Raw genomic sequence first — 26,587 nt, 5'->3', positions numbered from 1 at the left:
GAAAACCCGCCACACAAACCCAAACACCGGGGGAGGTGGGTTCCGAAACCCCCCCCCCCAGGCAACCAGGAGGAACCCAACGTTGGGTGGGGGGGCCCCCCCCCCCCCCCCCGCCCCCCCCCCCCCCCGCGGCGTGCACAGGGTCAGCACCGGCACCCGGGCTGGGCGAGCGGCTCGACCTCCTCGGCACCCGTGAGGCGGAGCACGGCGCCCTGGTCGCCGGTGCCGTCGGGGTACTGCGGCCCCGAGGTCACTTCACAGTGATCTCGACGGTCGCCGTGCTGGTCGCGGCGGGGAGGCGGGTGGTGTCGATGGCCAGGTACTCGCCGTCGTCCTGCTTGCCGTCCGGGAGGAGCTTGGGGTGCAGGGCGTAGGGCGGGGCCGGGGTCGAACCGGAGATTCCGTCGACGCCGAAGTCGCTGTCGTTGCTGACGACGATGGTCCGGCCGCCGTCCGTCGTGGCGACGCCCTCGACCTTGTCGTGGCCGAAGAAACCACCCGTGGGGTCGAGGCCGCCGACCAGGCCGCCGAGGTCGAGGTAGAGGCTCTTGGCGACGGGCGTGATGCCGGCCGACTGCAGGGCGGCCGTGGCGGCCGCGGTGTTGCCGGCGCCCACGTAGGCCTCCACCGTCCGCTGGGCCGAGCCGACGAGCAGTCCGCCCCTGGCCGCGTCGTACACCGCGCCCGGCACCGTGGCGGACGGGCCGATGTCCGTGGCCTTGGACACGTCGATGGCGAACAGCTTCTTGTACGCGCCCGGTTCGACGTTCCCGTCCCGCTCGTCGACGAGGAAGCGGGTGCTGCTGAGCGCGGTGATCTCGCTGACCGCGCCGCTGTTCGTCTTCGGGTCGTCCAGCAGGTACACGTACTCGTGCGTGGCACGGGTGCGCAGGTTGTACGTGACGATCCGCAGTGTGGTGACGTTCTTGACCTTGACGCTGCCCGGCAGGTCGGGCTGCTGGAGCGCGGACTGCATCATCCCGACGAGGGTGCTGCCGTCGGGGGTGACGGTCAGCCCCTCCATGCCCTTGTTGGGCACGCGGTTGGCCAGTTCGGCGGGCAGTGAACCGTCGAAGGGGGACAGCCGCTCGATGGCCCGGCCGTCGCGGCCGAAGTGCGTGATGAAGGGCCCGTACTCGTCCGACACCCAGAAGGTGCCGTCGCGCAGGGCCACCAGGCCCTCGGAGTCGTAGCCGTAGGGCGAGTGCGGCAGGGCGGCGCCGTTCAGGTCGACGAGGTTCTCGCCGGTGCTCGCCCGGGAGTTGACGAGCCCGTTGTACGGGGTGCCGTCGGCGGCGCGGAGCGGGATCGTCCGCTTCAGCACGGCCCTGGTGCCCTTCAGCCGGAACTTCCCGATCGCGGGGTCGAACTTCGGCAGCGGCAGCACCTTGTCGCCGTTCGGCGCGTCGACGTTGGGGCCCCGGTCGGTGAGGCCGTAGAACTCGTCCTTCGAACCGGGCACCGGGTACAGGGAAGAACCGTACGCCCCCGCGGTGACCGGCACTCCGCCGATGACGGCGAGGGGCTTCAGGTGCGTCTGGTACAGCCGCACGGCGTCGCTGATCCTGTAGGTGAAGGAGTCGGTGCCGTGGAAACCGGCGTCGGGGGTGTAGCCGAACGAACCGTCCTGGTTCAGCGTCAGCGAGCCGTGGGCGGGCTGCGTGTGCGCGACCAGGGTCGCCGGGCTGCCGGTGTCGTCGGCCAGTACGCCGTGCCGCGCACCGACGGTCAGCGTCCGCCCGGCGTGCGCCGTGTAGGCGTCGTCGCGGGCCCGGAGTTTCGGCGCCTTGGCACTGGCCGGGCCAGTGCCGGCCAGGGACAGGACCACGGCTGTGGCCGCCGCGGTCGCGATTCCCAGACGGTGGTTCATCGTCCCCTCCTCGTCGCGCGTCACCATGGCGCGCGAGCGGGAGTCTGATCGCCCCGCATGGCTGTCAGTAGGACAGCACGTACAGAGGTGGTAAAGCGCATCCACCACGGCGACGACTTCCCTTGTTTTCGGGCCTGCTCATGCGCTGCTCATGCCCTGCTTCGCCGTACGCCTCAGGCGTGCAGACGGGGAAGGCGGCGGTCGAGCCACTCGGGGAGCCACCAGTTGGCGCGGCCGAGGAGGAACATGCTGGAGGGCACCAGGACGAGGCGGACGAGGGTGGCGTCGAGGACGACGCTCACGGCGAGGCCGAGGGCGAGCATCTTGACGACGACCGTGGGCGACGTGGTGAAGGACAGGAAGACGGCCGTCATGATGAGTGCGGCGCTGGAGATGACGCGGCCGGTGGCAGCCAGTCCGGAGCCCACGGAGCGGGTGTTGTCGGCGCTGGTGCGCCACAGGTCGGCGATACGGGACAGCAGGAAGATCTCGTAGTCCATGGAGAGCCCGAAGACGATGGCGAACATCATCATCGGGACGTACGACTCGATGGGCACCGGTTCGTGCAGCCCGAGCAGGCGGCTGCCCCAGCCCCACTGGAAGACGGCGGTCAGGACGCCGTAACTGGCCGTGGTGGTGGCCAGGTTGAGCAGGACGGCCTTCAGCGGGATGACCAGGCTGCGGAAGACGGTCGTGAGCAGGAGGAAGGCTGCGGCCAGCACGGTCGCGATGATGACGGGCAGGCGCTGCTGGACGGTGTCGCGGAAGTCGACCTGGGCGGCCGTGGTGCCGGTGACGTAGCCGTGGGCGGTCGTGCCGTGCAGGGCGCGGGGGAGTGTGTCGCGGGCCAGCGTGCTCACCAAGGCGGTGGTGGACGCGTCCTGGGGGCCGTGGACCGGGGTGACGGTGGTGGTCAGGAGTCCGCCGTCCGGGGTGGACGTCGGCGTGGTCACCTGGGCGACGCCGGCGGTGTTCTCCAGGGCGTCCTGCAGGGTGGTGGCCAGGCGGGCCCTTTCCGAGCGGTCGGCGCCGAGGTCGATCACCACGGTCAGCGGGCCGTCGGCACCGGGGCCGAAACCGGGTCCGGTCGCCTCGGCGATGAGGTCGTAGGCGGTGCGGCTGGTGGTTCCGGCCCGGTCGGCGCTCGCGTCGACGTGCCCCAGCCGCATGGAGAGGGCGGGTATGGAGAGCAGGGCCAGAACCGCTGTGCCGACGGCGAGGTAACCCCAGGGGTGTCGGGCGATGCGTGCTGCGTGGCGATGCCATCCGTCGTGCTCGCCGGAGGTCTCGGCCGTCGGCCGGCGCACGGCGAGGCGGTCGATGCGGCGACCGGTCAGGCCGAGAGCGGCGGGCACGAGGGTGACGGCGGCGGTCATCGTGATCGCGACGGCGAGGGAGGCCGCCAGGCCGAGCTTGCCGATGAAGCTCAGACCGCAGGCGTACAGGCCGAGCATGGCCACGATGACCGTCACCCCGGCGACCAGGACGGCGCGGCCGCTGGACGCGGTGGTGCGGGTGGCCGCCGAGACCGGGTCATGACCGTCCATCAGGTCCTGGCGGAACCGGGTGGTCAGGAAGAGGCCGTAGTCGATGCCGACGCCCAGACCGATCATGCTGGCCAGGGTCGGGGCGGAGGTGGCGAAGGACACGGTGCCGGCGACGACGCCGACGACTGCGAGCCCGGTGCCCACCGCGATCAGGGCGGAGAGCAGGGGCAGCAGCGCGGCGAGGACGCTGCCGAAGGCGAGGAGCAGCACCAGCAGGGCGGCGAGGATGCCGGCCAGTTCGGCGGCCCGGTCGTCGGCGGGCTGCCTCGTGACCTGGTCCAGGTCGCCGCCGTAGGCGACACGGAGGTGGGCATCGCGGGCCGGCCGTGTCGCCCGGTCCAGTTGGCGGGTGTAGGCGTGGCCGAGAGCCTTGGCCTCCACGTCGAACCGCACGGTGGTGTAGGCGGTCCGTCCGTCGTCGCTGACCGCCAGAGCGGAGACGGAGGTCACGTGAGGCAGGTGCGCGAGGCTCGCCACCGAACCGCTCACCGAGCGGTCCGATGCCACGGCACCGCTGTCGCTGTGGAACACGACACGGCCGCTGGAGGCCCCGGCGGCGGGTGAGTGAGCGGCGAGCAGGTCCGCACCCGTGCCGGACTGCGTGCCTGACAGGCTCACCTGGTCGCTGAACACGGGTGCCACGGCGTGACGGCCGGCCAGCGCCGCCGCCAAGGCCAGCACCCAGGCGGCCATGACCACGAGGGGATGGCGTGCGCACCGGCCGCCGAGCCGGGTGAGAGCGCCGGCCGGTCGATCGGAGGTGGGAAGAGCAGGCGCGTCGGTGTCGGATCGAGCAGGCACGGAGGGCTCCCGGCAGAGGGCGGAGGGGCAGATGGCGGTGACACTAGACCAAAAGTGTCACGACTGCCATCTGTCAGAAGTGCCATTTGTCGAAGGTGACAGGATACGCTGACGCCATGTCCACTCGACACGAGTCGTCACCGACCCCCGGACTGCGGGAACGCAAGAAGGACGAGACGCGGCAACGGCTGCGCACCTGTGCCGCCCGGCTCTTCGCGGAACGCGGCTTCGCCGACACCACCGTCGCCGACATCGCCGCCTGCGCGAACGTGTCCCCCCGCACGTTCTTCCGCTACTTCGACAGCAAGGAGGACCTGCTCCTGCCCGACGGCGTCGAACTGTTCGCCGCGGTCGAACACGCCTTTGCACAGCGCCCGTCGGACGAGCCGCCCCTCGACGCGGTCCACCACGCGCTGCTGGCCGCAGCCGCGCCCTTCCAGAGCAGCAGCCTGACCGCCCTCACCCATCCCCTGGACGGCACCGAGCAGGTGATCGCGGCGCGGATGATTCACGCCTTCACCGAGTTCGAGGAGCGTCTCACCCGCCTCGTCCTCGACCGGCTGGCCCCCGACACGCCGGACGCCGATCTGCAGGCCGCCGTCATCGCCGGCGCCGCCCTGGCAACCGTCCGCGCCGTTCTGCGCACCCAGCGCAGCCGCCGCGCCGCGGGCAGCCACCGGCCGGCCGCCATGCTGCCCCAGGCGTTCGAGATCCTGCGGCAGATGGGGCGTGTCCCTTCGTGAGCCGCTGACGCCTCATGGGCGTCGAAGGTCACCGATGCGACCCGGTCGGGCCTCTTCGAGGGCCTCGCCGAAGTCGAAGTCGCGGACGACGTCCTGGCCGCGGGCCTCGGCATGCGGGGTGCCGTACTGGGCGATGCCGCACCGCCCGCACGGCCACTCCCGCGCGCAGTCGTACTCACGCGCGCAGTCGTGGACAGGCTAGGGGTGGTCGCGGCCGGACGGCTGAGGGGGCCGGGGCGGCGCATGCCGGTCCGTCAGCAGTGCGGTCGCCGCCAGAACGATCAGCAGTCCTTCCACGGCGAGACTGGCCAGTCCGAGCGGCTCCAGCCAGTTGCCCCGGTCGTCGCCGTAGTCCGGCAGGCCGGGACCGCGTGAGAGCAGGTATCCGGCGACCGGGCCGACCCCGACGCCCAGCGCCAGCAGCCAGGCCGTGCGCAGGGGCGCCCCCGGCCGGGCTGCGAGGAGCAGGAGCGCGCACAGGATGGCGGCGGCTTCCAGCAGGTAGTAGCCGATGCCGACATAGCGAGGAGTCCGGTCGCCGGGGATACCCCCCTGGTCCCGCACATGGATCCAGGTCACCGCCAGGCACAGCAGGGCCGCGCCCACCCGCACCGGAAACCGTACGCCGAAGCCACCGCGCATGTGCGTACCTCCCGCACGTCGAGTCAACGGGAACGACGTCGTGTGCCGTCGGCATCCCTTCTGCGGAGTGGGCCGAGCGTGCCCGGCATCGCTGCGGCGGCCGTCCCGCCCGCTTCGCCACCGGCGAGCAAGCAGCGGACTGCCGGTGAGCAGCCAGCGGATGCTCGCCCTCAGCCTGCGAGGGCTCCAGCAGGGCGGGTTGATCAGGTGGTGCCCGGACCGGGGACGCACACCCAGCATCGCCTCGGCGCGTCCGGTCCCGCATCCGCACCACGGGACATCACTCGATCGGCCCACACCGTCACGCTCCCGGAGGTGCGGTGTCCCCCGACCGACCCCACGCTGGGTTTGAACCAGCGATGCATCACCGCTTCGATCACTACTCCCTCGGGAGGCGTCGTGATCGCGATAGCTCTGCTTGTCCCCGTACTGCTCATGCTGCTCATGTTCGCGCTGGGCGTCCTCGAGGATTTTCTGTTCCCCCCACCCGAGCCGCCACCGGAGGCGGCCATCCCCGAGCAGCCGACGTCCAGCGTCGAGAAGTGAAGACCTACGGCCGCGCTGCTGCCTCGGCCTGAGGCGGGAACCGGGCGCCAGGCGCCCGGTTCCCGCCGACGTCGCCTCGCGGTGATCGTCCGCGGTGTCGCCTTCGCGGGTGCTCGTGCGCGGTGCCGGCGCCGGTCCGCTCGTTCCTGGGGCGTGACGTGATCCTCAGCGGACGGGTCAGACGCGGACGCCGAACATGAACGGTCCGCCGATCGTGCTCATCGACTCGTAGCGGACGACCGTGCCGGTGCGCGGAGCGTGCAGGATCTGGTTGTTGCCCGCGTAAAGGCCGACGTGATGGAGGTCGTTGAAGAAGAAGACGAGGTCGCCGACTTTGAGGTCGCTGACGTTGTAGATGCGGGTGCCGGTGTTCGCCTGCGCCTCCGAGGTGCGCGGAATGGAGACACCGGCCTGGGCGTAGGCCCAGGAGGTGAGGCCGGAGCAGTCGAAGGAGGAGGGGCCCGTGGCGCCGTAGACGTACGGCTTGCCGAGCTGGCTCTGAGCGGCGGAGAAGGCGGCACCCGCCCGGCCCGAGCCGACGCCGACGGAGACGTTCAGGGTGGCGCGCCGGCTGTCACGGCTGGCGCGTTCCTGGTCGGCCTGGAGGGCGGCCCGCTCCTGCGCGGTGAGGCTGTTGAGGAGCTTCTGCGCCTCGGCCAGCTTCCCCTGGACTTCCTTCTTCTTCTTGCCCAGTTCGGTGCGGGTGGCGGCGAGGTCCTTGAGCTTGTCGGTGGCTTCCTGCCGCTCCTGGGCCAGTTCGCGCTGCTTCTCCTGGATCTTCTTCAGCGCTTCGACCTGCTGGCTGCTCAACTGGTCGAGCGTGGAGGCCTTGTCCAGGTAGTCGTCCGGGTTGGAGGAGAGGAAGAGCTGGAGGGAGGGGTCGATGCTGCCGGTGCGGTACTGGGCGCTGGCCATGGTGCCGATGCCGTCGCGCAGTTGGTTGAGCTCTTCCTGGCCGCGGGCGACCCTGTCCTGCAGGGTGGAGATCTCCTTCTCCAGCTTGTCCTGCTTCTCCTTGGCCCCGTTGTACTTCTCGGTGGCCTGCTCCGCCTGCTCGTACAGGGCGTCGACCTTGGCCTTGACCTCGTCCTTGCTCGGCTTCTCGGTGGGCGCCGCGTTGGCGGCCTGCGCGCTGAAAGCGACGGCCGCGGCGGCTGCGGTGGTGAGCACGGTCACCCGTGCGCGGCTCGGCTGCTTGGGTCGACGGTGGGACGCCACGGAGGCGAGCTCCTTCTTCCTTCAGCCGCCTACCGACACGCCGGTGGGCGGTGCCCCTCCACCGTCACTCCCCATGAGTGATCAACCGAGCGGAGGTTCGAGTTGAGACTCTAATGATTTTCTCGTGGTCAGTTCAAATCTTCGCATAGAAAGTCGCGACCGTCTGGGCGTCCAGGCCCAGTAACTCGCGACGCATTACGCGTACTTGACGAGGTTGCGGCGTAACCTGCGCATACGGGCGCCATCTTGACAGATGGGCGGTAATGACCCCTGCTCTCTTCCGGGAATCCCGCAGGGCCCGAGCCGAGCAGGAGGCGCACTACGCAGTGGTCTGCCCCGTCCGGCCCGACGGTCTGCAATCGCCTACGGCCTCTCGGACTTCACCGGCACGCACAGCCACGCGAGGCCTGCGGCGGTCAGGTAGGCGAGTGCACCGATGGCCATGCTGGTGCGCAGCCCGGCGTTGTAGTCGGTGGCCGTGGCGAGCAGGCTGCCGCCGAGCGCCACACCGGTGGCGCTGCCGACCTGCCGGGTGGTGTTGAACAGGGCGGAGGCGGCCCCCGAGTACGCAGGGGGTACGGCACCCATCACCGTGGCGGTCGATCCGGTGAGGGCGAAGGAGGTGCCGAACCCCGCGGCCATCATCGGGGCCACCAGCAGCGGGTAGGCGGGGTCGGCTCCCGCGAAGGCCCAGCCGGCCAGTCCCAGGGCGGCCAGCAGCATGCCGGACACGACCAGCGGGCGGTCGCCGGTGCGGCGGGTCAGCCGCCCCGACAGGGCGGAGGCGAACATGGTCATCGCCACCGCCGGGAACAGCGCAAGCCCGGTGCCGAGAGCGCTGAAGCCACGCTGATGCTGGAATTCCAGACTGACGGTGAACACCATGCCGTAGAAGGCGAAGTTGAACAGCAGGCCGACGACGGCTCCGCCGGTCATCGCACGGGAGCGCAACAGGCTCAACGGCATGGCCGGGGACCGGGCCAGCCGCTCGCGTACCGCGAACGCCGCGGCGGCCGGCACGGCCAGGCCCAGCCCGGCGAGAACGGCCGGATCCGACCAGCCCCGCCGTCCGGCCTCGTTGAGCGCCGCGGTCAGCAGCGCCACCGCCGCCACCACCGCGCACTGCGCCGGCCAGTCCAGAGCCCGTGCGGCGCGCCGGGGCGAGCGCGCCACATGCCGCAGCGTCAGTGCCAGGCAGGCCGCACCGACGGGCAGGTTGATGAGGAACACCCAGCGCCAGCCCACCGTGGAGACGAGCAGCCCGCCCAACAGCGGCCCGGCGGAGGCCGCGATGCCCGCCATCGAACCCCACAGCCCGAAGGCCCGCGAGCGTGCGGCCGGCGCCGGATAGGCCTGCTGCAGCAGGGCCAGGGAACCGGGCACGATCAGCGCCGCGCCGAGCCCCTCCACCAGTCGGGCCACCACCAGGAAGGGGGTGCTCGGTGCGAGCGCGCACGCGGCCGAGGACACGGTGAACACCGCCACGCCCGAGCAGAAGACCCGGCGGTTGCCCAGCCGGTCGCCCAGTGCACCACCCGTCAGGAGGAATCCGGCGAAGACCAGGGTGTATCCGTCTGTGATCCACTGGATGCCGGTCAGCGAGGCCGACAGTTCCCGGCCGATCACCGGCACGGCCACGTTGATGACCGTCACGTCCAGGATCACCATGAAGTAGCCGGCGCACACCGCCAGCAGCGGCGCCCAGGACCGTCGCTCGGACCGAGCGGCCGACTCGGGGGGCGGTGGGGACTCACCGCCGCCGGCCGACTCCGCGAACGCCACGGCCTCAACTCCATCCCGTCCGCGGAGGCCTCCGCCGGAATCCACCATAAGGTACATACGTCGCACATCGCGGGAGCCGGGCTGCTCGCCCTCCCCTCGAGGGCGGGCCGCTAACTGGACCGCGTCGAGGAGGGTGAGGAATCCGCCGTGGCCGGCCGCTCCTCGGTCGTGACGTCCCGGGCGGGGACGGCGTGCGGGCGCAGGCCGGCGACCAGGCCGAGCATCAGCACGGCGATGCCCAGCCACACCGACGGTTTCGGCATGCCGCTGCCCGAGACGGCGCCGACGACCGCCGCGGCGAGCGGTGCTATGCCGGTGAGCAGCCCGGCTCGTCCGGCTCCGACGGCGCGGACCGTCGAGTACCACAGCACAAAGGCGACCGCCGTCACCATCAGCGCAAGATAACCGGCGGCAGCCCACTGGGATCCGGACAACTCCGCGACCGCCGAAGGACCTTCCGACGTCGCGCCGAGGACGGTCAGCAGCACACAGGCCAGCCACATCGCGTGCACGGACACTCCCCACGGCGAGTGCCGCCGCAGCACCGGCACGGCGAGCAGCGTGAACCCGGCCTCGCACCCCAGGGCCAGCACCGCCCAGGCCACCCCCACGGCATCGGTGCGACCCGTCCCCTCCACCAGCACCGCGCCCGCCATGACGACAGGCGCCGCCAACAGGACCCGCCGGCTCGGTGTGCGCCGCTCCAGCGCCGGGCCCACCACCCCGAGCACCACCGGTACGCACGCGACCGCCACGGCGATCACCGCGGGCTCCGCATGGCCGACGCCCCGGACCACGGCCACGTTGAACAGCACCAGACCGGTGACCGCGATCCCGGCCAGCCACAGCCACTCCCGGCCACGGGGCCACATCAGGCGAACACCGGCGAGCCGCGCGGCGACCAGGAGGATCAGGGTGGCGGCCGCGTACCGGACCGCCTGAGTGGTGAACAGCGGGGCGTCGACGAGCGTGCGCGAGACGGTGACGCTGCTGCCGACCAGCGTCATCCCGACCATGCCCGGGACGAGCCGGGCGAACGAAGCGGAAGGTGTGTCCATACCGCCCACGCTGCCCTCACAATGGACGCCATGGACAGGTCCACAATGCCATCGGCAGAGGGGTCCAAAACTCCACGCCCGGCGACGGCGGCAGCGGACGCGCCGGTGGACGGCAGGCCGCCCTCCCGCGCCGCCGTCGGCTCGGACTTCCTCCAGTTGGACATCGGCGAGGCACCGCCCGGCGGGCGTACCGCGTGGCTCGCCGACCGGCTGCGGTCGGCCATCGCCGACGGGCGGCTGCCCATCGGCGCACGACTGCCCGCCAGTCGCGCACTCGCCGAGGAACTGCGCGTCACCCGGGGCGTGGTCACCGAGGCCTACCGGCGCCTCGCCGAGTCCGGCCAGATCGCCGGCCGCGGCCGGCTCGGCACGGTGGTCGTGGCGGCTCCCGCCGCACCCCGCGGCGGCGCCCGTGACGCGGCCGGGCCCGGGGCCGGACCCGCGCTCTTCGGCTCGGACGACCGCGAGGGCGTGGTCGACGCGCTGCGTGCCCTGCCCTGCCGCATCGATCTCTCCCCGGGCGTCCCCGACCTCGCCGCCTTCCCCCGCACCGGCTGGCTGCGCGCCGAACGCGCCGTTCTCGCGGACGTCGGCCCGGCCGACTTCGGCTATGGCGACTCCCGCGGCGCGCCCGCCCTGCGCCGGGCCGTGGTCGGCTGGCTGGCCCGCAACCGCGGCATTCGCGCCGACCCGGAGGAGGTGGTGGTGGTCGCCGGGGTGGCGCAGGCTCTCGGCCTGCTCGGGCAGACCTTGCGGGCGGACGGGATCCGCCGCGTCGCCGTCGAGGACCCCGGTTCGCTCGGGGCGCGCCAGCAGTTGGAGTACGGCGGCCACGAGATCGTGCCCGTTCCCGTGGACGCGGGCGGCCTCGACGTGGGAGCGCTGCGTGCCAGTGGCGCCCGGGCGGTGTTGCTGACCCCGGCACACCAGTTCCCCACCGGAGTGGTCCTCGACGGGGAACGCCGTCGCGAGCTGCTGAGCTGGGCGGCCGAGGGCGGCGTCGTCATCGAGGACGACTACGACGCCGAACACCGCTACGACCGGCCGCCGGTGCCCGCGCTGCGCTCGCTGCTGCCCGACGGTGTCTGCTATGCGGGCAGCGTCTCCAAGCTGCTCGCGCCCGCGCTCCGAGTGGGCTGGCTCCTCGTACCGGCGGACCGACGGGACGCCCTGGTGACGGCCAAGCGGTACGCCGACCTCGGAAACGGCGTCCTCACCCAGCTCGTCCTCGCTCGCCTGATGGACTCGGGCGAGCTGGAACGGCACCTGCGCCATGTCCGGCAGCGCCACCGCAGGCGCCGGGACGTGATGCTGCGGGCGATCGAGAGGCATCTGCCCGGCGCCCGCGTCCACGGGGCGGCAGCCGGCCTGCACCTGATGGCCACCTTCGGCGAACCGCGGGGCGGCGCCCGCGACGGCGGCTTCCGCGACACCGACCTCGCCGCGGCCGCTCTGGCACGAGGCGTCAAGGTGCACCCACTGTCGTGGCACCGCATCGTCCCCGGCCCCCCGGGCCTGGTCCTCGGCTACGCGGCGGGCCCGGCCCACGACATCGACGAGGGCATCGCCGTCATCGGAGCCGCCCTGCGCGGCCTTCTTCGTACCGGACGCCCTCGGTGATCGAAGCCGTCTCCCGCGCTCCTCGCCGCGGCTCGCCGGCGGCTTCCAGCCCGCCCCGGGCCTGACTGTGCGTCAGGTGGTTGCGGCGAGCTCGACGAGGTGCCGGGCCGTGCCGGCGGGATCGACGATCTGGTGGAGGTGTTCGCCGCGCAGGTGTGCCACACGCCAGCCGCGTTCGCGCAATGTGACGATCCTGTCGCCGGTGCCGTCGGAGGGGCCACGATCTCGGCCGACAGCAGAACGGGATTCAGGACCACACCGGCCTGCCGGCTCCGCGTTTGGGGGAACGGCGGACGCCGCCCGGGGCACGCCGAGGACGCGGGCCGGGCCCGGGCGTGCGCTGACACGCCCGAGCGCTGTCTTGCGTGCCGTGCGGTGCCGGATGGTTACGGTGGGATGTGGTCAGTCGTGACATCGAGCACCGGGGACGGGCCCGTCGGCAGGGGTACGGGGCCGCGGCGGGGGTCTTCGCCGTCGGGATGATGGGCACCACTCTGCCGACGCCGCTGTACGCGTTGTACCGCCAGCAGATCGGGTTCTCCGAGCTGATCGTGACCGTGGTCTTCGCCGTCTACGCGGTGGGTGTCATCGCCGCCCTGCTGGTCGCCGGTGACTTCTCCGACGTACTGGGGCGGCGCCCGATGCTGTTCTGCGCGCTCGGCCTGTCCGCGCTGAGCGCGGTGTGCTTCCTGTGCGAGGGCGGACTGCCGCTGCTGTACCTCGGACGCGTCCTGTCGGGTTTCTCCGCCGGCCTGTTCAGCGGCACCGGCACTGCTGCCGTCCTCGAACTGGCACCAGAGGAGCGCCGCGCACGCGCCGCGCTCGCGGCGACCGCCGCCAACATGGGAGGCCTCGGCTTGGGCCCCCTCGTCTCCGGTCTGCTCGCCGAGTACGCGCCATGGCCGCTCAAGCTGCCCTTCCTCGTCCATCTGGCGCTGTTGGGATCGGCTGTCGCCGTCACCTGCCTGCTTCCGGAGACCGTGCGCCGCAGCAGTCCCCGGCCCCCGCTGCGGCCGCAGGGCATGAAGGTCCCGCCCGAAGTGCGCGGCGTGTTCGCACCCTGCGCCCTCGCGGCCTTCGCCGGCTTCTCGCTGCTCGGCCTGTTCACCGCGGTCGCCCCGGCCTTCCTCGCCCGGACGCTGGGCGAGCACAATCTGGCGGTGGTCGGCGCTGTCGTCTTCTCGGTGTTCTGCGCGTCGACCGGCGGGCAGTTGCTCGTGGGACGCGTCGGTGTGCGCAGAGCTCTGCCGTTGGGCTGCCTGGTGCTCGTCGCGGGCCTCGTGCTCGTCGGCGCCTCACTGCTGCTGGCGCTGCTGCCGGTGCTCCTCGTGGGAGCCGTGACCGGCGGCGTGGGGCAGGGCATGGCGTTCCGTGCGGGCCTGACCGAGGTGGGCTCCGCGGCACCGGATCGTCACCGGGGCGCCACCATCTCGGCATTCTTCGTGGTCGCGTACGTGGGGATCTCCTTGCCCGTGGTCGGGGTCGGAGCCCTGACGGTGGCACTCGGGGTGCGGGACGCCGGTCTGGTGTTCACGGGATGCGCGATCCTCGTCGTCTCCGCAGTGGGCGCCCGCCTGTGGCGACGGCCTCCCGCGGCTCTGTGAACACATGGGGACGAGCGGAAGCCTCTGGCCGGCGGGCTCCGTCGGGCGGCACCGCCTCGTCCGTGCACGTACCCTGGTGGGCCTGATCGAGGCCAGTGCACCGGTACTGCAACAGGCGCGGTACGCGGGGGAGTTCTGCTGCCCGACGACCGAATCCCTCTCAGGAAGGCGGAACACGGTGACCACCGTCGCATATCAGGGTGAACCGGGATCCAACTCGGCGACCGCTGCGCGTGCCTTGTACCCCGAGGGCGGCGAACTGCCCTGTACGAGCTTCGAGCAGGCCCTGGATGCCGTGACGCTGGGCGCCGCCGACGTCGCCGTGATCCCGGTGGACAACTCCGCGGCCGGACGCGTGGCGGACGTGCACCATCTGCTGCCGGAGTCGGGGCTGTTCATCGGCGCCGAGTACTTCCTCGCCATCCGCTTCGACCTGATGGGCGTACCCGGCGCGACCCTGGATCAGGTGGAGTGCGTACGCAGCCACGTGCACGCACTCGGACAGTGCCGCAAGGTGCTGCGGGAGGGCGGCTGGCGCACCCTCGTCAGCGACGACACGGCCGGAGCGGCGCGCGAGGTGGCCGAGTTGGGCGACCCGCGGCACGCGGCGCTCGCCCCGCCCGCCGCCGCCGGACTCTACGGCCTGGAGGTGCTGCGCTCCGGAGTCGAGGACGACCCGGACAACACCACGCGGTTCGTCGTCCTGTCCCGGGACGCCTCGCCGGCCGTGTACACGAGGGAGCCGACGATGACGAGTCTGTTCTTCTGCGTGCGCAACATCCCCAGCGCGCTGTACAAGGCGCTCGGAGGTTTCGCGACCAGCGGGGTGAACCTCACCAAGATCGAGAGCTACCAGATGGGCGCGGGGCTCAACGCCAGCCGCTTCTACGCCGAGATCGAGGGACACCCCGAGGAGCAGCGCGTCGCCCTCGCCCTGCACGAGCTGCGCTTCTTCTCCTCCGAGGTGCGCATTCTGGGCGTGTATCCCGCACATCCGCACCGGTCGAAGAACTGAGGGCGGGCCGGTCTCACCGACCGTCGTCACCTCTCTGGCAGGTGATAGACTCACCGTGCGGTTGTGTCACCTGTCAAAATGGTGATGAAGGGTGTGGGGTTTCCCGGGCCGACGTGCGAGCCTGGAGCCTGTGCGGACGGCCGCGGACAGAAAGGTGAGGTGCCATGAGTGATGCCGAGGAGAAGGCGCTGCTGGCGGGTGGCTGCTTCTGGGGCATGCAGGAGCTGATCCGGGCGCTGCCCGGTGTGGTGCGCACCCGGGTGGGCTACAGCGGCGACGACGACAAGCCCCATGCCACCTACCGCGACCACGGAAAGCACGCGGAGTCGATCGAGATCACCTTCGACCCCGCGGTCACGGACTATCGCACGATCCTGGAGTACTTCTTCCAGATCCACGACCCGACCACGAAGAACCGGCAGGGCAACGACGTGGGCCTCAGCTACCGCTCAGCCATCTTCTACCTCGACGACGAGCAGCGCCGTATCGCGCAGGACACCATCGCCGACGTCGAGGCGTCCGGCCTGTGGCCGGGACCGGTGGTGACCGAGGTGGTGCCGGCCGGCCCGTTCTGGGAGGCCGAGCCGGAGCACCAGGACTACCTCCAGCGCTACCCGGACGGCTACACCTGCCATTTCCCGCGCCCGAACTGGCGCCTGCCCAGGCGCGGCGAGTCCTGAACGCGGACGCGGCCGGGCAGGGCGATGCCCTTCCCGGTCGCGCATCCCGGCCCTGACGCCCACGCGTGCCGGTGCGGGCCACCGGCCGGCCCTTGCCGTTCTCACCCTCCGCACTCCGGTGGGCAGACGGGGCCCTGCTGCTCGGTGGCCCCACGGGCAGCAGCCCCACCGCGTGCCGTGCCGCGCGGACACCCAAGGACAGGGACAGCGGAGGCCGCCATATCGGGTGGCACGTGCCCTGGTTCTGCTGCGATCATCTGCGGATGCTCACTCTCGCCGATGATCTCGGTCACCTTTCCTATGCCGTCACCGGCGAGGGACCTCCCGTCGTACTCGTGCACGCCGGCGTCGCAGACCACCGCATGTGGGACGCCATCGTGCCCGGCCTCGCAGAACGGCACACCGTCATCCGCTACGACCTGCGTGGCTTCGGTGAGTCGGCACCCCCGGCCGGCCCGTTCAGCGAGACCGACGACCTGCGCCGCCTCCTGGACCATCTGGGCCACGAACGTGTCCGGCTCGTCGGCGCCTCGTGGGGCGGCCGTGTGGCCCTGGACTTCGCTCTCGCCCACCCGAGCCGAGTGCACCGCCTGGCCGTGCTGGCGCCGCCGTGGCGGGGATACGACTGGTCTTCGGACATGGTCACGTACGACGAGGCGGAAACGGCGGCGCTGGCTTCCGGCGACCTGGACGCCGCCGTCCGCATCAACCTCGACATGTGGCTGCGCGGGCCGGCTCGACGATGGGAGGACGTCGCTGCCGGACTGGCCGACCGGCTCCGAGACCCGATACGCACGTCGCTGGTGAACCAGGAGATCGTGGGAAGGCACTCCCAGGGCGTCACACCCGGCGACGTCGCCCTCGTCTCCGTCCCCACACTGGTCGGGATCGGCAGGCTCGATGTCGCGGACTTCCAGGACATCGCCCGCCGGTACGCCGCCGAAATCCCCGATGCCACCTTGGTGGAGTTCCCCGCCGCCGCTCACCTCATCGCGCTGGACGCGCCCGCCGAGCTCCTCTCGACACTGAGCCCGTTCCTCGGCCGTTGACCCGGGACGACCGCCCGGGTGCCGATCTGCCTGCTCACCGCGAAGGCGTCGGCTGCGGCCCGGCTGCGGCCCGGCTGCGCCGGCGGGCGTCGGCCGGGCCCAGGCCGGACAGGCGCGCGCCTGGCGCGTGTCCACCGTGACCTCGGCGAGCCGAGGGCCCTGGGCTGGGTACTCGCCCTCTGTCCACAGCGGGACGACCGTCCTACGTCGAGACGATCGTCATACGTCGATCGGAACCTTGATGAGCCGCATCGCCGCCGTACACAAAGTCCTGGCGCACCACCGGTATCCGCAGCGGGAAATCACCGACCAGGTGCGCTCCAGCCTGCCGGAGGCGAACCAGGCGCTGCTCGACCGGGTACACGCCTCGGCCGGGGTCCGGTTCCGCCACACCGTCCTGCCCCTGGACGCCTACGCGGAACTGGACGGCTTCGGGGAGGCCAACGCCGTCTACCTCGATGCCGCGCAGCGCATGGGGTCCGAAGCGGTCGGGAAAGCACTCGCAACCGCAGGACTGGGCCCCGGCGCGGTCGACCTGATCGCGTTCGTCTCCACCACCGGCCTGGCCACCCCCTCGGTCGACGCCCGGGTGACAGGTGCCCTGGGGCTGCGACCGGACGTCAAACGGCTCCCGCTGTTCGGACTCGGGTGCGCGGCGGGCGCGGCCGGGATCGCCCGAGTACACGACTACCTGCGGGGCTGGCCCGCGCACACCGCCGTACTGCTGTCCGTCGAACTGTGCTCGTTGACCTTCCAGAGGTCCGATCCCTCGCCCGCCAATCTGGTGGGCAGTGCTCTCTTCGGCGATGGCGCCGCCGCTCTCGTGGCGCGGGGCCGGGAAACCCCGCACGGGACGGGACCCCCGCCCGGCCCGGAGGTGGTGGCGAGCCGCAGCCGCTTCTACCCGGACACCGAGCGCGCCATGGGCTGGGACATCACCGACCAGGGGTTCCGTATCGTCCTGGACCCCGGGATCCCGGGAATCGTCCGTGCGCACCTCGCAGACGACATCGACACGTTCCTGACCGGCCACGGCCTGAGCCGGCAGGACATCGGAGCCTGGGTGTGCCACCCCGGCGGCCCCAAGGTGCTGCATGCCATCGCGGACACGCTGAAGCTGCCGTCCGGTGCGCTGGACCTCACCTGGAACTCCCTCGCCGAGGTCGGGAACCTGTCGTCAGCTTCCGTTCTGCACGTACTCCACGACACCCAGCGGCGGACGCGGCCCGCACCCGGAACCTGGGGCCTGCTGCTCGCCCTGGGCCCGGGCTTCTGCGCCGAACTCGTGCTGCTTCGCTGGTGAAGCCCCCGGAGTCACGTCGTCACGTCCGGGGTGATCTGGTACGCGCTGTTGACGCGCCCGTGGAGGGACGGTCCGAGTGAACTGGTACACCCTGTTGATCGCGTCCGTCGCCGTCGAGCGAGTGGCCGAGCTGACCGTCGCCCGCCGCAACACCCGCTGGAGCATGGCCCGCGGCGGACGGGAGACGGGACGGGGGCACTACCCCGCACTCGTCGCACTGCACACGGGTCTGCTCGCGGGCTGCGTGCTGGAGGTACGGGCCGCCGGACGGCCGTTCCTCCCGGGCCTTGGCTGGCCGATGCTGGCGCTGGTCCTCGCCGCCCAGGGGCTGCGCTGGTGGTGCATCGGCACGCTGGGACGGCAGTGGAACACCAGGGTGATCGTTGTTCCCGACCTGCCGAGGATCACGAAGGGCCCCTACCGCCTGCTGCGCCATCCCAATTACCTCGCCGTGGTGGTCGAGGGAGCGGCGCTTCCGCTGGTGCACGCTGCCTGGCTGACCGCGACGGTGTTCACCGCCTGCAACGCCGGACTGCTGACCGTACGCGTCCGCTGCGAGGAAGCGAGCCTTTCGCATCGCGGGGGTGACACAGCCGCGGAGGTGACACAGCCGCGTAGGTGAGGGCCCGGCCGCAGGGGGCTCGGGAGAGGGACGAACTCGATCGCCGAGACGTGGTACCCGGCGCCTGCGACAGGCCTCTGCGCGGCCGGGAGCACGGGAACTCGCCGACTCCCTGGCGCCCGACGGCCGGGCGTCCTCCACCCGGAGGGGAAGTCCTCACTCCCTGCGCAACGCTTCGTCGGCGTGCTGGAGACGTAGTTCCTCCAGCGTCCGCAGTTGCCCCTGCGCTCGTTCGATCAGGTGGTCGAAGTGCTGTGGGTCAAGACGCGGGTCGCTCTGCGCGAGCCGGCGCAGTACGCGCCAACCGGCGGCCTTGCCCGCCACTCCGATCTGCAGCAACTCGAGTTCGACCATCGACGTCAGCGGCGAACGGCGGAGGAGCCGGCCGTTCGGTTTGAGGCGCCCCGCCGTCTCGGCAGTCCGTGCCGCCAAGACCTTGTACCGGCGTGCCGGAACACCCAGTCGGCTCATGATGCCCAGCAGGGCCGCCCGGTCCTGGGCGATCTCGTCGGCGATCGGCCGCAACGCCCGGGCGAGCGAGGAGCCCCGCAGCGCCCGGACCATGTAGTGGACGCGCCGGTCGGCGAGGGTCGCCCCTGCCAGGTGGTCGTTGAGGTAGACACCGAGCAGGTCCGAACGGGTCCGCTCGGCGCTCTTCGTGCCGCTGCCGCTGCCGACGTCACTCATACCGGCCCTCCACGGACGACCGGATCGGCCGAGGGCCGCAGCGGAAAGAAGCGGAAAGAACTGTGCATGACTGGTCTCTCACCGACTGTCGTGGCCGCTGACGGCCGTGAAACGCCACGAGTACCCGCAACCGGGGGGCATCCACACATCTAGCGCCGGATGCCCGTACGACACCTCGTCGAGGACTACCCCGGCGCGGCCCGCCAGGGTGCGGGATGCTCCGACGATGAGAGCGGTCCCGGCGTTCATGCCTGGACCGCCGGCTTGAGGACGTCCTCGCACCACTGGCGGAAGGTCGTCGGGCTCGCGGTCTCAGGGGTGCGCTGCACGCCGCCGTCGATGCCGTCGTCCTTGGCGCGCATCATGTCGACGAAGCCTTCGACGATCGCGTTCCCGAAGCCGTGCCCGGTGAGTGCGGCGCGCACGTCGTCGAGCGACTGCCGCTCGTAGCGGACCGGGCGGCCGAGCACATCGGACATGATGCGCGCCATGTCGTCCGCCGAAAGATCCTCGGGACCCAGCACCGGGACCTCGCCCGTCCCTGTCCACGAGCGGTCGAGCAGCAGGCCCGCGGCGGCCGCGGCGATGTCCCGGGTGGCGGCCAGCGGTGCTTTCCGGTCGGCGGCGACGGTATCGGTGAACACGCCGTGGTCGCGGATCGAAGCCACCTGCCGCAGCAGGTTGTCCATGAAGGACGGGTTCGCGAGCGCCCGGTAGGCCACGCCTGTACTGGCGATGAGGTCGTCCATGGCCAGAGACGCCGTCACATGCCCGGCACGGTCTGCGGCGGGAGTGCCGCGGCCGAGTGCCGAGACGCCGACGACGTGTCCGACTCCGTGGGTCGTGAACGCCTTCGCGGCGGCGCGGGTGAACCCGGAGTACACGGCGTCCAGGCTCGGTGCCTGCGGGTCCGGCGGGACCAGCCAGAAGACGGCGTCCGCGCCGGCGAAAGCCCGGTCCACCACCTCGGCGTCGCCGTGCGAGCCGGTGACGACGTCGACGCGCGCGCGGACCGCGTCGGGGAGTTTCCCGGGATCGCGCACGATGACGCGCAGTTCTTCGCCGCGAGCGGGGGCCTCGTCGAGGAGGATGTCCAGGAGCCGGCTGCCGATCTGGCCGGTGGGAGTGGTGATGACGATCATGTCTCGAGTCTCGGGGCGGCACATCTGCGGCGTCCAATACTCTTCCTGGCGATTGATACCTTACGGGTATGGATCTGGATCTGCGCAAGCTCCGCTACTTCGTCGCGGTGGCCGAGCACCGGCACTTCGGCCGAGCGGCGGAACGGCTCTACATCGCCCAGCCGGTTCTCAGCCGTCAGATCAAGGCACTGGAACGGGAGTTGGAGTGCGCTCTGCTCGAGCGGACCACCCGCAGCGTGGAGCTGACCGCTGCGGGGAAGCAGCTCTATGAAGAGGCGCAGACGATCCTCGCGTCCGTCGCCGCGGCGGTGCGCCGCCTGCACGACGTCGATCAGGGCGTCCAACGGGTCGTCGTCGCCTTCTCTCCGGGGCTTCATGTCTCGGACGCGATCCGGGCGTTCACCTCGCGCCACCCGGACGTCGAGACCGACGTCGTCCCGGCACGTTGGTGGGAGCAGGACGCGCCGCTGCGGGACGGCCGGGCTCAGGTCGGGTACCTGCGGCGGCCGTTCAACGACTCCGGGCTGCACACCGTCCCCATCGGCCACGAGCCCAGGGTCGCCTGCATGCCCGCGGCGCACCCGCTGTCATGCCGTCAGGAACTCACCTCCGCCGACCTCGCCGGCGAGCGGATGCTCGATTCACCGACGCGGCGGACGTCCTCACTTGAAGAGAAGTTCGAGCTCATCGCCTCCGGGCACGGCATCGCGCTCGTCCCGCTGAGCGTCGCACGGTCCTACGCCCGCCCCGACCTGGTCCACCTGCCCGTCACGGACGCCCCCGGGGTCGAGACGTGCCTGGCCGTCGCGGACCGGCCCGAGAAGCTGCTGCGCGACTTCCTGGAGATCGCCACCGCGACGCTGCGGCACACCTGAGCCATCCGCCCCGGTCAACTCCGCAGGGGCGGATTCCTTCGTCACGGTGGTTTGCCGTGCCGCCCGTCCTGTGTGCCGGCCGCCTCTCCTGACACTGGCCGGGGCGGCCGGGGAGCCGCCGGACGAGGGGAGGGCGCGGCATGGCCGACAGCAAGGTCCTGATCGCGGTACCGCAGCATCCACGGGCCGAGGGCGCCGCAGCCGAGCAGTTACGGAAGATCCGGGACACCGTCGAGGCGGGCGGCTTCACGGTGTGCTGGGCGGTCACGGCTGAGGACGCGGACGCCGTGCTGCACACCGAGGCGGGGCTGGCGGCCGCGCTGGTCGCCTGGGAGCTGCCCGGCGGTGACCGGGTGCGCGGTGCCGGAGGCGGGCACCGGGTCCCCGGGGACGGCCCCGGCGCCGCACTCGCGGGAAGCACCCTGGACCGGCCGGAGGGTGCCGTCGACGGGATCCCGGGTGGAGCCGCCGTACTGCGCCGGATCGGGCGTCGCTTCCGTGACCTGCCGGTCTTCCTCGTCATGGCCGACGAGGGCGTGCGGGACCTGCCGCTGTGGGTGTCGGAGTCGGTCGTGGGGTACGTGTGGCCACTCGAGGACACCCCGGGGTTCATCGGGGGCCGGGTCACCACGGCCGCCCGTGCCTACCGGGAGGCCGTGCTGCCGCCGTTCTTCCGGGCGCTGCGCCGCTTCGACGCCGCCCACGAGTACTCCTGGCACACCCCGGCCCACTCGGGCGGCGTCGCCTTCCTGAAGTCGCCCGAGGGGCGCGCCTTCCACGACTACTTCGGGGAACGCCTGCTACGCAGCGACCTGTCCATCTCGGTCGAGGAACTGGGCTCGCTGTTCGAGCACACGGGCCCGATCGGCGAGGCCGAGCGCAACGCGGCCCGCGTCTTCGGCTCCGACCTCACCTACTTCGTGCTGCACGGGGACTCCACCTGCAACCGCCTGGTCGGACACTTCAGCGTCACCAGCGACGAGATCGCCCTCGTGGACCGCAACTGCCACAAGTCGGTGCTGCACGGCCTGGTCGTCTCCGGCGCCCGGCCGGTCTACCTGGTCCCCACCCGCAACGGCTACGGCCTCGCAGGGCCGCTGCCCCCGGCCGAGATCGCGGCGGACGCCGTCGCGGCCCGGATCGCCGCGCACCCGCTCGCCGAGGGTGCCGTATCGTCGCACCCCCAGTACGCGGTGTTCACCAACTCCACCTACGACGGTCTCAGTTACGACGCCGTTCCGACCGCGCGGGCGCTCGCGGCCAGCACACCCCGGGTGCACTTCGACGAGGCCTGGTTCGCCTACGCCCGCTTCCATCCGCTGTACGCGGGCCGGTACGGCATGTCGGTCGACGAGCACACCTTCCCCGGCCCGGACCGGCCGACCGTGTTCGCCACGCAGTCCACGCACAAGCTGCTGGCCGCGCTGTCGCAGTCCGCCATGGTGCACGTACGCCCGGCACCCAGGGCGCCGGTGGAGCACGACCGCTTCAACGAGGCACTGATGATGCACGGCACCACGTCGCCTCTCTACCCGATGATCGCCTCGCTGGACGTGGCGACGGCCATGATGGACGGGCCGCAGGGCGAATGGCTGGTGGACGAGGCGGTGACGGAGGCGATCCGCTTCCGCCAGGAGATGGTCCGCCTGCGGCGGCGGGTGGAGGGCGCCGGAGACCGGCCCCCGTGGTTCTTCGGCGTCTGGCAGCCGGACACGGTCACCGACCCGGCGACCGGCGAACGCATGCCGTTCGACCGGGCCCCGCTGGAGCTGCTGCGCACCGAGCAGTCCTGCTGGCTGCTGGAGCCGGGCGCGGACTGGCACGGCTTCCCCGGACTGGCCGAGGGCCACTGCATGCTGGATCCGATCAAGGTCACGCTGACCTGCCCGGGGATCAGCGCCACCGGTGAGATGGCCGAGGAGGGCATTCCAGCGCGGGTGCTGACGGCCTACCTGGCCACCCGGAACATCGTGGTCGAGAAGACCGACAGCTACACCACACTGATCCTGTTCTCCATGGGCATCACCAAGGGCAAGTGGGGCACGCTGCTGGACGCCCTGATGGACTTCAAGGCTCTGTACGACGCCGACGCGCCCCTGGACCGGGTGCTGCCGGAGGCGGTCGCCGCGCACCCGAAGCGCTATTCCGAGCTGACGCTGCGCGCGCTGTGCCGGCAGATGCACCACCAACTCCGCTCGGCACGCCTGGTGGATCTGCTGGACACCGCGTTCCAGCGACTCCCCGAGCCGGTCCTCCCGCCCCAGCACTGCTACCAGCGGCTGGTGCGGGGCGGCACCGAGCGGGTCCGCATCGCCGAGGCGGCCAACCGGGTGGCGGCCGCCATGGTCACCGTCACCCCGCCCGGCATCCCGGTCCTGATGCCCGGCGAGTCCACGGGCGCCCTCGACGGCCCCCTGCTCCGCTACCTCACGGCCCTGGAGACCTTCGACCGTCACTTCCCGGGCTTCCGCAGCGAGACCCATGGCGTGACGCTCGACGAGGACACCGGGGACTACCTGATCGAGTGCCTGAAGGCTCCCTAGTGCTGTGACCGGAAAGGTTTGCCGGGAAGCTCGCGGCGTCCGGTGCGGTACATCGCAAGGCGGAGCATCGCCCGCGTACTGGATGTACTCGGGTGATGCGACAACGCGGCGAGGTGCCGTGCCGGGCGTCGCGAGCCGGTGAACCTTTCCGGTCACAGCACTGGCCGCCCCGGCGCTCGTCGGCCGCGACGGCGGCGAGCGCCGCGGCGACCCGATGTCCCTGTTCCGTAAGAGTTCAATTGTTCCCGAAGGGCCATGCGCCCGGTGGGATGGAGGGCATGAAACGACGTGTCTCTCCACCGGTGTTCACCGGCAGGCTGCACGATGCCCGCACCGCGACCGTGCTCGGCCGCTGGTTGGGGCCGGCGTTCGCCGTGTGCTTCGTCACCGGTCTGATCAGCCACTTCATGCAACATCCGCCGGGATGGCCGGCGGACGGCATCCCGAGCCGCCCCGTCTGGGGATACCGGCTCACCCAGGGCCTGCACATCGCCTCCGGCATCGCGGCGATCCCGTTGCTGCTGGCGAAGTTGTGGACCGTGTATCCGCGGCTGTTCCAGTGGCCGCCGTGTCGATCCGTCACGCACGCCCTGGAGCGGCTGTCGGTCGCGGTGCTGGTGGCCGGCGCCGTCTTCGAGCTTGCCACGGGACTGCTCAACACGGCCCAGTGGTATCCGTGGCCGTTCTCGTTCGTGCCGGTGCACTACGCGGTGGCGTGGCTGGTCGTCGGGGCACTGGTGCTGCACATCGCCGTCAGGGCACCGGAGATCAGGGCGCACTGGACCCGTCGCTCGCCCGGGACGCTCACCCTGCCCGCGCAGGACGGCCCCGAGCGGCGGTCGCTGCTGACTGCGGTGGGCGCGGCCGTCGGCGCCGTCACGCTCACCACCGTCGGCCAGTCGTTCACCCCGCTGAAGGACTTCATCCTGTTCGCCCCCCGACACCCGGACCAGGGACCTCAGTCGCTGCCGGTCAACCGGACCGCCTCCGCGGCCGGAGTCGGCCGGATCACCGACGAGGAGTACCGCCTGGTGGTGATCGGCCCGCGGCCGTACACGCTGACACTGGATGAGTTGCGTGCTCTCCCGCAGCACGAGGTGGAACTGCCGATCGCGTGCGTGGAGGGCTGGAGCAAGTCGGCGCGCTGGACCGGCGTGCGCGTCGTGGACCTGCTGGAGCGCGCGGGCGCACCGGCACAGGCCCGTGTGCGGGTGGTGTCGTTGCAGCTCAGGGGCGGCTACCGGGTTTCGGAGATGGGGCACCGGCACGCCCGGGACCCGTTGACGCTGCTCGCCCTGCGGCTGAACGGCGAGGAACTCGACCCCGACCACGGCTATCCGGCGCGGCTCATCGCCCCCAACCGGCCGGGTGTGCTGCAGACCAAGTGGGTCGGACGGCTGGAGGTGACGGCATGAAGGCCCTTCGCGTCACGGCGGGCGCGGCCGGTGTGGCGCTCATGGGCGTCGGTGCGACCCTGCTGACCGATGTCCGCGACCTGTGGGACGTGCTGGTGTGGCTGGGCGGGGCGGTCGTCCTGCACGATGCGGTGATCGCCCCGGTGGTGCTGCTGGTCGGGTCGCTGCCGGTGCGTGGCGGGGTGCGCGGACCGGTGCGCGGGGCCCTGCTGGTCGCGGGTGCGCTGACGGCGGTGGCGCTGCCCGTGCTCCTACGGCCGGGGAAGACGGCCAACTCGTCGGTGCTGCCGCTGGACTACCCGCGCAACTGGCTGATCGCACTGGCGGCGGTGGCCACGGTGACGGCGCTCCGGACGGCCGTGCGGCGGCTCGGACGCGGTCGCCGGCGGCCTGGTGCGTGAGGGGGCCGCGCCGCGACGCGCGGGCGGACCGGGGTGCACGGGCCGGCCGTGGCGCCGCGACGCCACCCGCGCGGTGCCGTCGCGGCGCCACGGTGTTCTGACGGTGGCGGGCGTCCCGGCCGTGCGGGACGTGCAGAAGCAGGAAAGGCTTACGAACCACTGACGTCGCCCGGTCCGGCGGCCCGCGACCGGATGTGCGGCCGTACGGTCGGTGGCATGTTGATCCTGGTCACCGGAGGTGCGGGTTTCATCGGCTCGCACATCGTCTCCGCCCTCATCGGCGCCGGGCATGACGTGCGCGTCCTCGACGCGCTGCTGCCCGCCGCGCACCGCACGGTCCCGGCGATCCCCGACGGAGTCGACTGGCGGCACGCCGACGTCCGCGACGGAGAGGCGGTGGCCGACGCCCTGCGGGGCGTGGACGCCGTCTGCCACCAGGCGGCCATGGTCGGTCTCGGCAAGGACTTCGCCGACGCACCGGACTACGTGGGCTGCAACGACCTCGGCACCGCCGTGCTCCTCGCCCGCACGGCCGAAGCCGGCGTGCGCCGCCTGGTGTTGGCGAGCTCGATGGTGGTCTACGGCGAGGGACACTACGCGTGTTCACGACATGGCGTGGTACGGCCCGGTCCGCGCCGGGTGGCGGACCTGGAGGCGGGAGGTTTCGAGCCTCCGTGCCCGCACTGCGGTGAGCCGCTGGCCGCCGGCCTCGTGGGGGAGGACGCCCCGGCCGATCCGCGCAACGTGTACGCGGCCACCAAGCTGGCCCAGGAGCACCTGGCCGCCGCGTGGGCACGGGCGACCGGCGGGCGGGTCGCCGCCCTGCGCTACCACAACGTGTACGGCCCCGGGATGCCGCGGGACACCCCGTACGCCGGTGTCGCCTCCCTGTTCCGGTCCGCGCTCGCCCGCGGCGAAGCGCCGCGCGTCTTCGAGGACGGTGGGCAGCGGCGGGACTTCGTCCACGTCCGGGACGTCGCCGGCGCCAACCTCGCGGCGCTGGGCGGCCTGGACGGCGTTCCGGAGGGCGGGTTGCGGGCGTACAACGTCGGCAGCGGAGAGCCGCACACGGTGGGCGAGATGGCCGCCGCGCTGGCCGAGGCGCACGGCGGACCGACGCCGGTCGTCACGGGGGAGTACCGGCTGGGCGACGTCCGCCACATCACCGCCTCATCGCAGCGGCTGCGCGCAGAGCTGGGCTGGAAACCGCAGGTCGCCTTCGCGGAAGGGATGGCGGAGTTCGCCTCGGCGGCCCTGCGGGCGGGATGAGCCCGTCCGGTTCCGCTGTGACAGCGGCAGGCCCGGGGGGGGTTTCTCTTTCTGGACTGGCCCTTTTTTCTCCTCTCCCTCCCCGACCCGGGGGAGGGGTCAACCCCACCCAAACACCCCCCCCCCGCTCCACCCCCCCCCTCCCCCCCCCCCTG

22 protein-coding genes are annotated in these 26,587 nt (G+C 71.8%); 14 read left to right on the top strand and 8 right to left on the bottom strand.

Translation table 11 applies throughout. The annotated features are described in order from the left end of the window. Positions 1-250: 250 nt before the first annotated feature. Both ACZ4SW_RS36370 and ACZ4SW_RS36365 read right to left on the bottom strand, forming a co-directional pair. Positions 251-1,870, bottom strand: coding sequence for an esterase-like activity of phytase family protein (locus ACZ4SW_RS36370; RefSeq protein WP_468253366.1), 1,620 nt, complete (start codon positions 1,868-1,870; stop codon positions 251-253). Between the two features lie 173 nt (positions 1,871-2,043). Beyond that, positions 2,044-4,110: an MMPL family transporter gene (locus ACZ4SW_RS36365; protein WP_468253365.1), complete on the bottom strand. Its 2,067-nt coding sequence runs from the start codon at positions 4,108-4,110 to the stop codon at positions 2,044-2,046. Between the two features lie 224 nt (positions 4,111-4,334). Here ACZ4SW_RS36365 and ACZ4SW_RS36360 point away from each other — a divergent pair, with 224 nt between their 5' ends. Next, entirely contained in the window at positions 4,335-4,961 is a 627-nt protein-coding gene (locus tag ACZ4SW_RS36360) for a TetR/AcrR family transcriptional regulator (protein ID WP_468253364.1), read from the top strand. A 198-nt stretch (positions 4,962-5,159) separates the two neighbouring features. Here the strand turns inward: ACZ4SW_RS36360 and ACZ4SW_RS36355 are convergent, their stop codons facing one another. Next, entirely contained in the window at positions 5,160-5,603 is a 444-nt protein-coding gene (locus ACZ4SW_RS36355; RefSeq protein ID WP_468253363.1) for a hypothetical protein, read from the bottom strand. A 399-nt stretch (positions 5,604-6,002) separates the two neighbouring features. Here ACZ4SW_RS36355 and ACZ4SW_RS36350 point away from each other — a divergent pair, with 399 nt between their 5' ends. Continuing rightward, a complete protein-coding gene (locus ACZ4SW_RS36350; protein WP_468253362.1) occupies positions 6,003-6,149 on the top strand; it encodes a hypothetical protein in 147 nt (48 codons plus the stop codon). A gap of 177 nt (positions 6,150-6,326) precedes the next feature. Here the strand turns inward: ACZ4SW_RS36350 and ACZ4SW_RS36345 are convergent, their stop codons facing one another. From ACZ4SW_RS36345 to ACZ4SW_RS36335, 3 genes are all read right to left on the bottom strand, one after another. Then, positions 6,327-7,367, bottom strand: coding sequence for a C40 family peptidase (locus ACZ4SW_RS36345; RefSeq protein WP_468253361.1), 1,041 nt, complete (start codon positions 7,365-7,367; stop codon positions 6,327-6,329). Positions 7,368-7,730: 363 nt separating this feature from the next. Then, on the bottom strand, positions 7,731-9,149 hold the full coding sequence (locus ACZ4SW_RS36340) for an MFS transporter (RefSeq protein ID WP_468253360.1): 1,419 nt from the start codon (positions 9,147-9,149) through the stop codon (positions 7,731-7,733). Positions 9,150-9,259: 110 nt separating this feature from the next. Next, positions 9,260-10,207 carry a DMT family transporter gene (locus ACZ4SW_RS36335; protein ID WP_468253359.1) on the bottom strand — a complete coding sequence of 316 codons (948 nt, stop codon included), beginning with the start codon at positions 10,205-10,207 and terminating at the stop codon, positions 9,260-9,262. Between the two features lie 21 nt (positions 10,208-10,228). Between ACZ4SW_RS36335 and pdxR the strand changes: the two genes are divergently transcribed. The 7 genes from pdxR (at position 10,229) to ACZ4SW_RS36300 (ending at position 18,100) form a co-directional block, all read left to right on the top strand. Then, positions 10,229-11,827, top strand: a complete 1,599-nt coding sequence (pdxR, locus tag ACZ4SW_RS36330; RefSeq protein WP_468253358.1) for a MocR-like pyridoxine biosynthesis transcription factor PdxR — start codon at positions 10,229-10,231, stop codon at positions 11,825-11,827. Positions 11,828-12,225: 398 nt separating this feature from the next. Continuing rightward, positions 12,226-13,431, top strand: a complete 1,206-nt coding sequence (locus tag ACZ4SW_RS36325) for an MFS transporter (protein ID WP_468253357.1) — start codon at positions 12,226-12,228, stop codon at positions 13,429-13,431. Positions 13,432-13,609: 178 nt separating this feature from the next. Further along, complete coding sequence (locus ACZ4SW_RS36320) at positions 13,610-14,446, top strand: prephenate dehydratase (protein WP_468253356.1); 837 nt, start codon at positions 13,610-13,612, stop codon at positions 14,444-14,446. Positions 14,447-14,610: 164 nt separating this feature from the next. Continuing rightward, positions 14,611-15,126 carry a peptide-methionine (S)-S-oxide reductase MsrA gene (gene msrA / locus ACZ4SW_RS36315; protein ID WP_468253355.1) on the top strand — a complete coding sequence of 172 codons (516 nt, stop codon included), beginning with the start codon at positions 14,611-14,613 and terminating at the stop codon, positions 15,124-15,126. 263 nt (positions 15,127-15,389) lie between these two features. Further along, positions 15,390-16,175, top strand: a complete 786-nt coding sequence (locus tag ACZ4SW_RS36310) for an alpha/beta fold hydrolase (RefSeq protein ID WP_468253354.1) — start codon at positions 15,390-15,392, stop codon at positions 16,173-16,175. Between the two features lie 241 nt (positions 16,176-16,416). After that, positions 16,417-17,478 carry a type III polyketide synthase gene (locus ACZ4SW_RS36305; RefSeq protein ID WP_468253353.1) on the top strand — a complete coding sequence of 354 codons (1,062 nt, stop codon included), beginning with the start codon at positions 16,417-16,419 and terminating at the stop codon, positions 17,476-17,478. A gap of 76 nt (positions 17,479-17,554) precedes the next feature. Beyond that, positions 17,555-18,100, top strand: coding sequence for an isoprenylcysteine carboxyl methyltransferase family protein (locus tag ACZ4SW_RS36300; RefSeq protein ID WP_468253352.1), 546 nt, complete (start codon positions 17,555-17,557; stop codon positions 18,098-18,100). A gap of 156 nt (positions 18,101-18,256) precedes the next feature. Here ACZ4SW_RS36300 and ACZ4SW_RS36295 read toward each other — a convergent pair whose 3' ends face one another. Beyond that, positions 18,257-18,787 carry a hypothetical protein gene (locus ACZ4SW_RS36295; RefSeq protein WP_468253351.1) on the bottom strand — a complete coding sequence of 177 codons (531 nt, stop codon included), beginning with the start codon at positions 18,785-18,787 and terminating at the stop codon, positions 18,257-18,259. Positions 18,788-19,032: 245 nt separating this feature from the next. Beyond that, the gene (locus ACZ4SW_RS36290) at positions 19,033-19,929 is read right to left on the bottom strand and encodes an NAD(P)H-binding protein (RefSeq protein WP_468253350.1); all 897 of its coding nucleotides are present in this window, start codon (positions 19,927-19,929) and stop codon (positions 19,033-19,035) included. 68 nt (positions 19,930-19,997) lie between these two features. Here ACZ4SW_RS36290 and ACZ4SW_RS36285 point away from each other — a divergent pair, with 68 nt between their 5' ends. The 5 genes from ACZ4SW_RS36285 (at position 19,998) to ACZ4SW_RS36265 (ending at position 26,432) form a co-directional block, all read left to right on the top strand. Beyond that, entirely contained in the window at positions 19,998-20,804 is an 807-nt protein-coding gene (locus tag ACZ4SW_RS36285) for a LysR family transcriptional regulator (protein WP_468253349.1), read from the top strand. 140 nt (positions 20,805-20,944) lie between these two features. Next, a complete protein-coding gene (locus ACZ4SW_RS36280) occupies positions 20,945-23,347 on the top strand; it encodes an Orn/Lys/Arg family decarboxylase (RefSeq protein ID WP_468253348.1) in 2,403 nt (800 codons plus the stop codon). Between the two features lie 269 nt (positions 23,348-23,616). Continuing rightward, complete coding sequence (locus ACZ4SW_RS36275; RefSeq protein ID WP_468253347.1) at positions 23,617-24,762, top strand: molybdopterin-dependent oxidoreductase; 1,146 nt, start codon at positions 23,617-23,619, stop codon at positions 24,760-24,762. Continuing rightward, positions 24,759-25,163, top strand: a complete 405-nt coding sequence (locus ACZ4SW_RS36270) for a hypothetical protein (RefSeq protein WP_468253346.1) — start codon at positions 24,759-24,761, stop codon at positions 25,161-25,163. The genes ACZ4SW_RS36275 and ACZ4SW_RS36270 overlap by 4 nt, the downstream gene beginning before the upstream one ends. Before the next feature lie 216 nt (positions 25,164-25,379). Further along, entirely contained in the window at positions 25,380-26,432 is a 1,053-nt protein-coding gene (locus ACZ4SW_RS36265; RefSeq protein WP_468253345.1) for an NAD-dependent epimerase/dehydratase family protein, read from the top strand. Positions 26,433-26,587 lie beyond the last annotated feature (155 nt).

It is taken from the genome of Streptomyces sp. NPDC028331, from assembly GCF_055565775.1.
The sequence above is the reverse complement of the archived record's forward strand: the minus strand, read 5'-3'. Positions and strand labels throughout refer to the sequence as shown.

Excerpts from the sequence above, each read along its gene's own strand:
- ACZ4SW_RS36280 (WP_468253348.1), top strand. The coding sequence starts at position 20,945 with ATGGCCGACAGCAAGGTCCTGATCGCGGTACCGCAGCATCCACGGGCC.
- msrA (WP_468253355.1), top strand. The coding sequence starts at position 14,611 with ATGAGTGATGCCGAGGAGAAGGCGCTGCTGGCGGGTGGCTGCTTCTGG.
- ACZ4SW_RS36270 (WP_468253346.1), top strand. The coding sequence starts at position 24,759 with ATGAAGGCCCTTCGCGTCACGGCGGGCGCGGCCGGTGTGGCGCTCATG.
- ACZ4SW_RS36275 (WP_468253347.1), top strand. The coding sequence starts at position 23,617 with ATGGAGGGCATGAAACGACGTGTCTCTCCACCGGTGTTCACCGGCAGG.
- ACZ4SW_RS36290 (WP_468253350.1), bottom strand. The coding sequence starts at position 19,929 with ATGATCGTCATCACCACTCCCACCGGCCAGATCGGCAGCCGGCTCCTG.
- ACZ4SW_RS36365 (WP_468253365.1), bottom strand. The coding sequence starts at position 4,110 with ATGGCCGCCTGGGTGCTGGCCTTGGCGGCGGCGCTGGCCGGCCGTCAC.
- ACZ4SW_RS36295 (WP_468253351.1), bottom strand. The coding sequence starts at position 18,787 with ATGAGTGACGTCGGCAGCGGCAGCGGCACGAAGAGCGCCGAGCGGACC.
- ACZ4SW_RS36370 (WP_468253366.1), bottom strand. The coding sequence starts at position 1,870 with ATGAACCACCGTCTGGGAATCGCGACCGCGGCGGCCACAGCCGTGGTC.
- ACZ4SW_RS36305 (WP_468253353.1), top strand. The coding sequence starts at position 16,417 with ATGAGCCGCATCGCCGCCGTACACAAAGTCCTGGCGCACCACCGGTAT.
- pdxR (WP_468253358.1), top strand. The coding sequence starts at position 10,229 with ATGGACGCCATGGACAGGTCCACAATGCCATCGGCAGAGGGGTCCAAA.
- ACZ4SW_RS36285 (WP_468253349.1), top strand. The coding sequence starts at position 19,998 with ATGGATCTGGATCTGCGCAAGCTCCGCTACTTCGTCGCGGTGGCCGAG.
- ACZ4SW_RS36310 (WP_468253354.1), top strand. The coding sequence starts at position 15,390 with ATGCTCACTCTCGCCGATGATCTCGGTCACCTTTCCTATGCCGTCACC.
- ACZ4SW_RS36335 (WP_468253359.1), bottom strand. The coding sequence starts at position 10,207 with ATGGACACACCTTCCGCTTCGTTCGCCCGGCTCGTCCCGGGCATGGTC.
- ACZ4SW_RS36265 (WP_468253345.1), top strand. The coding sequence starts at position 25,380 with ATGTTGATCCTGGTCACCGGAGGTGCGGGTTTCATCGGCTCGCACATC.
- ACZ4SW_RS36360 (WP_468253364.1), top strand. The coding sequence starts at position 4,335 with ATGTCCACTCGACACGAGTCGTCACCGACCCCCGGACTGCGGGAACGC.
- ACZ4SW_RS36355 (WP_468253363.1), bottom strand. The coding sequence starts at position 5,603 with ATGCGCGGTGGCTTCGGCGTACGGTTTCCGGTGCGGGTGGGCGCGGCC.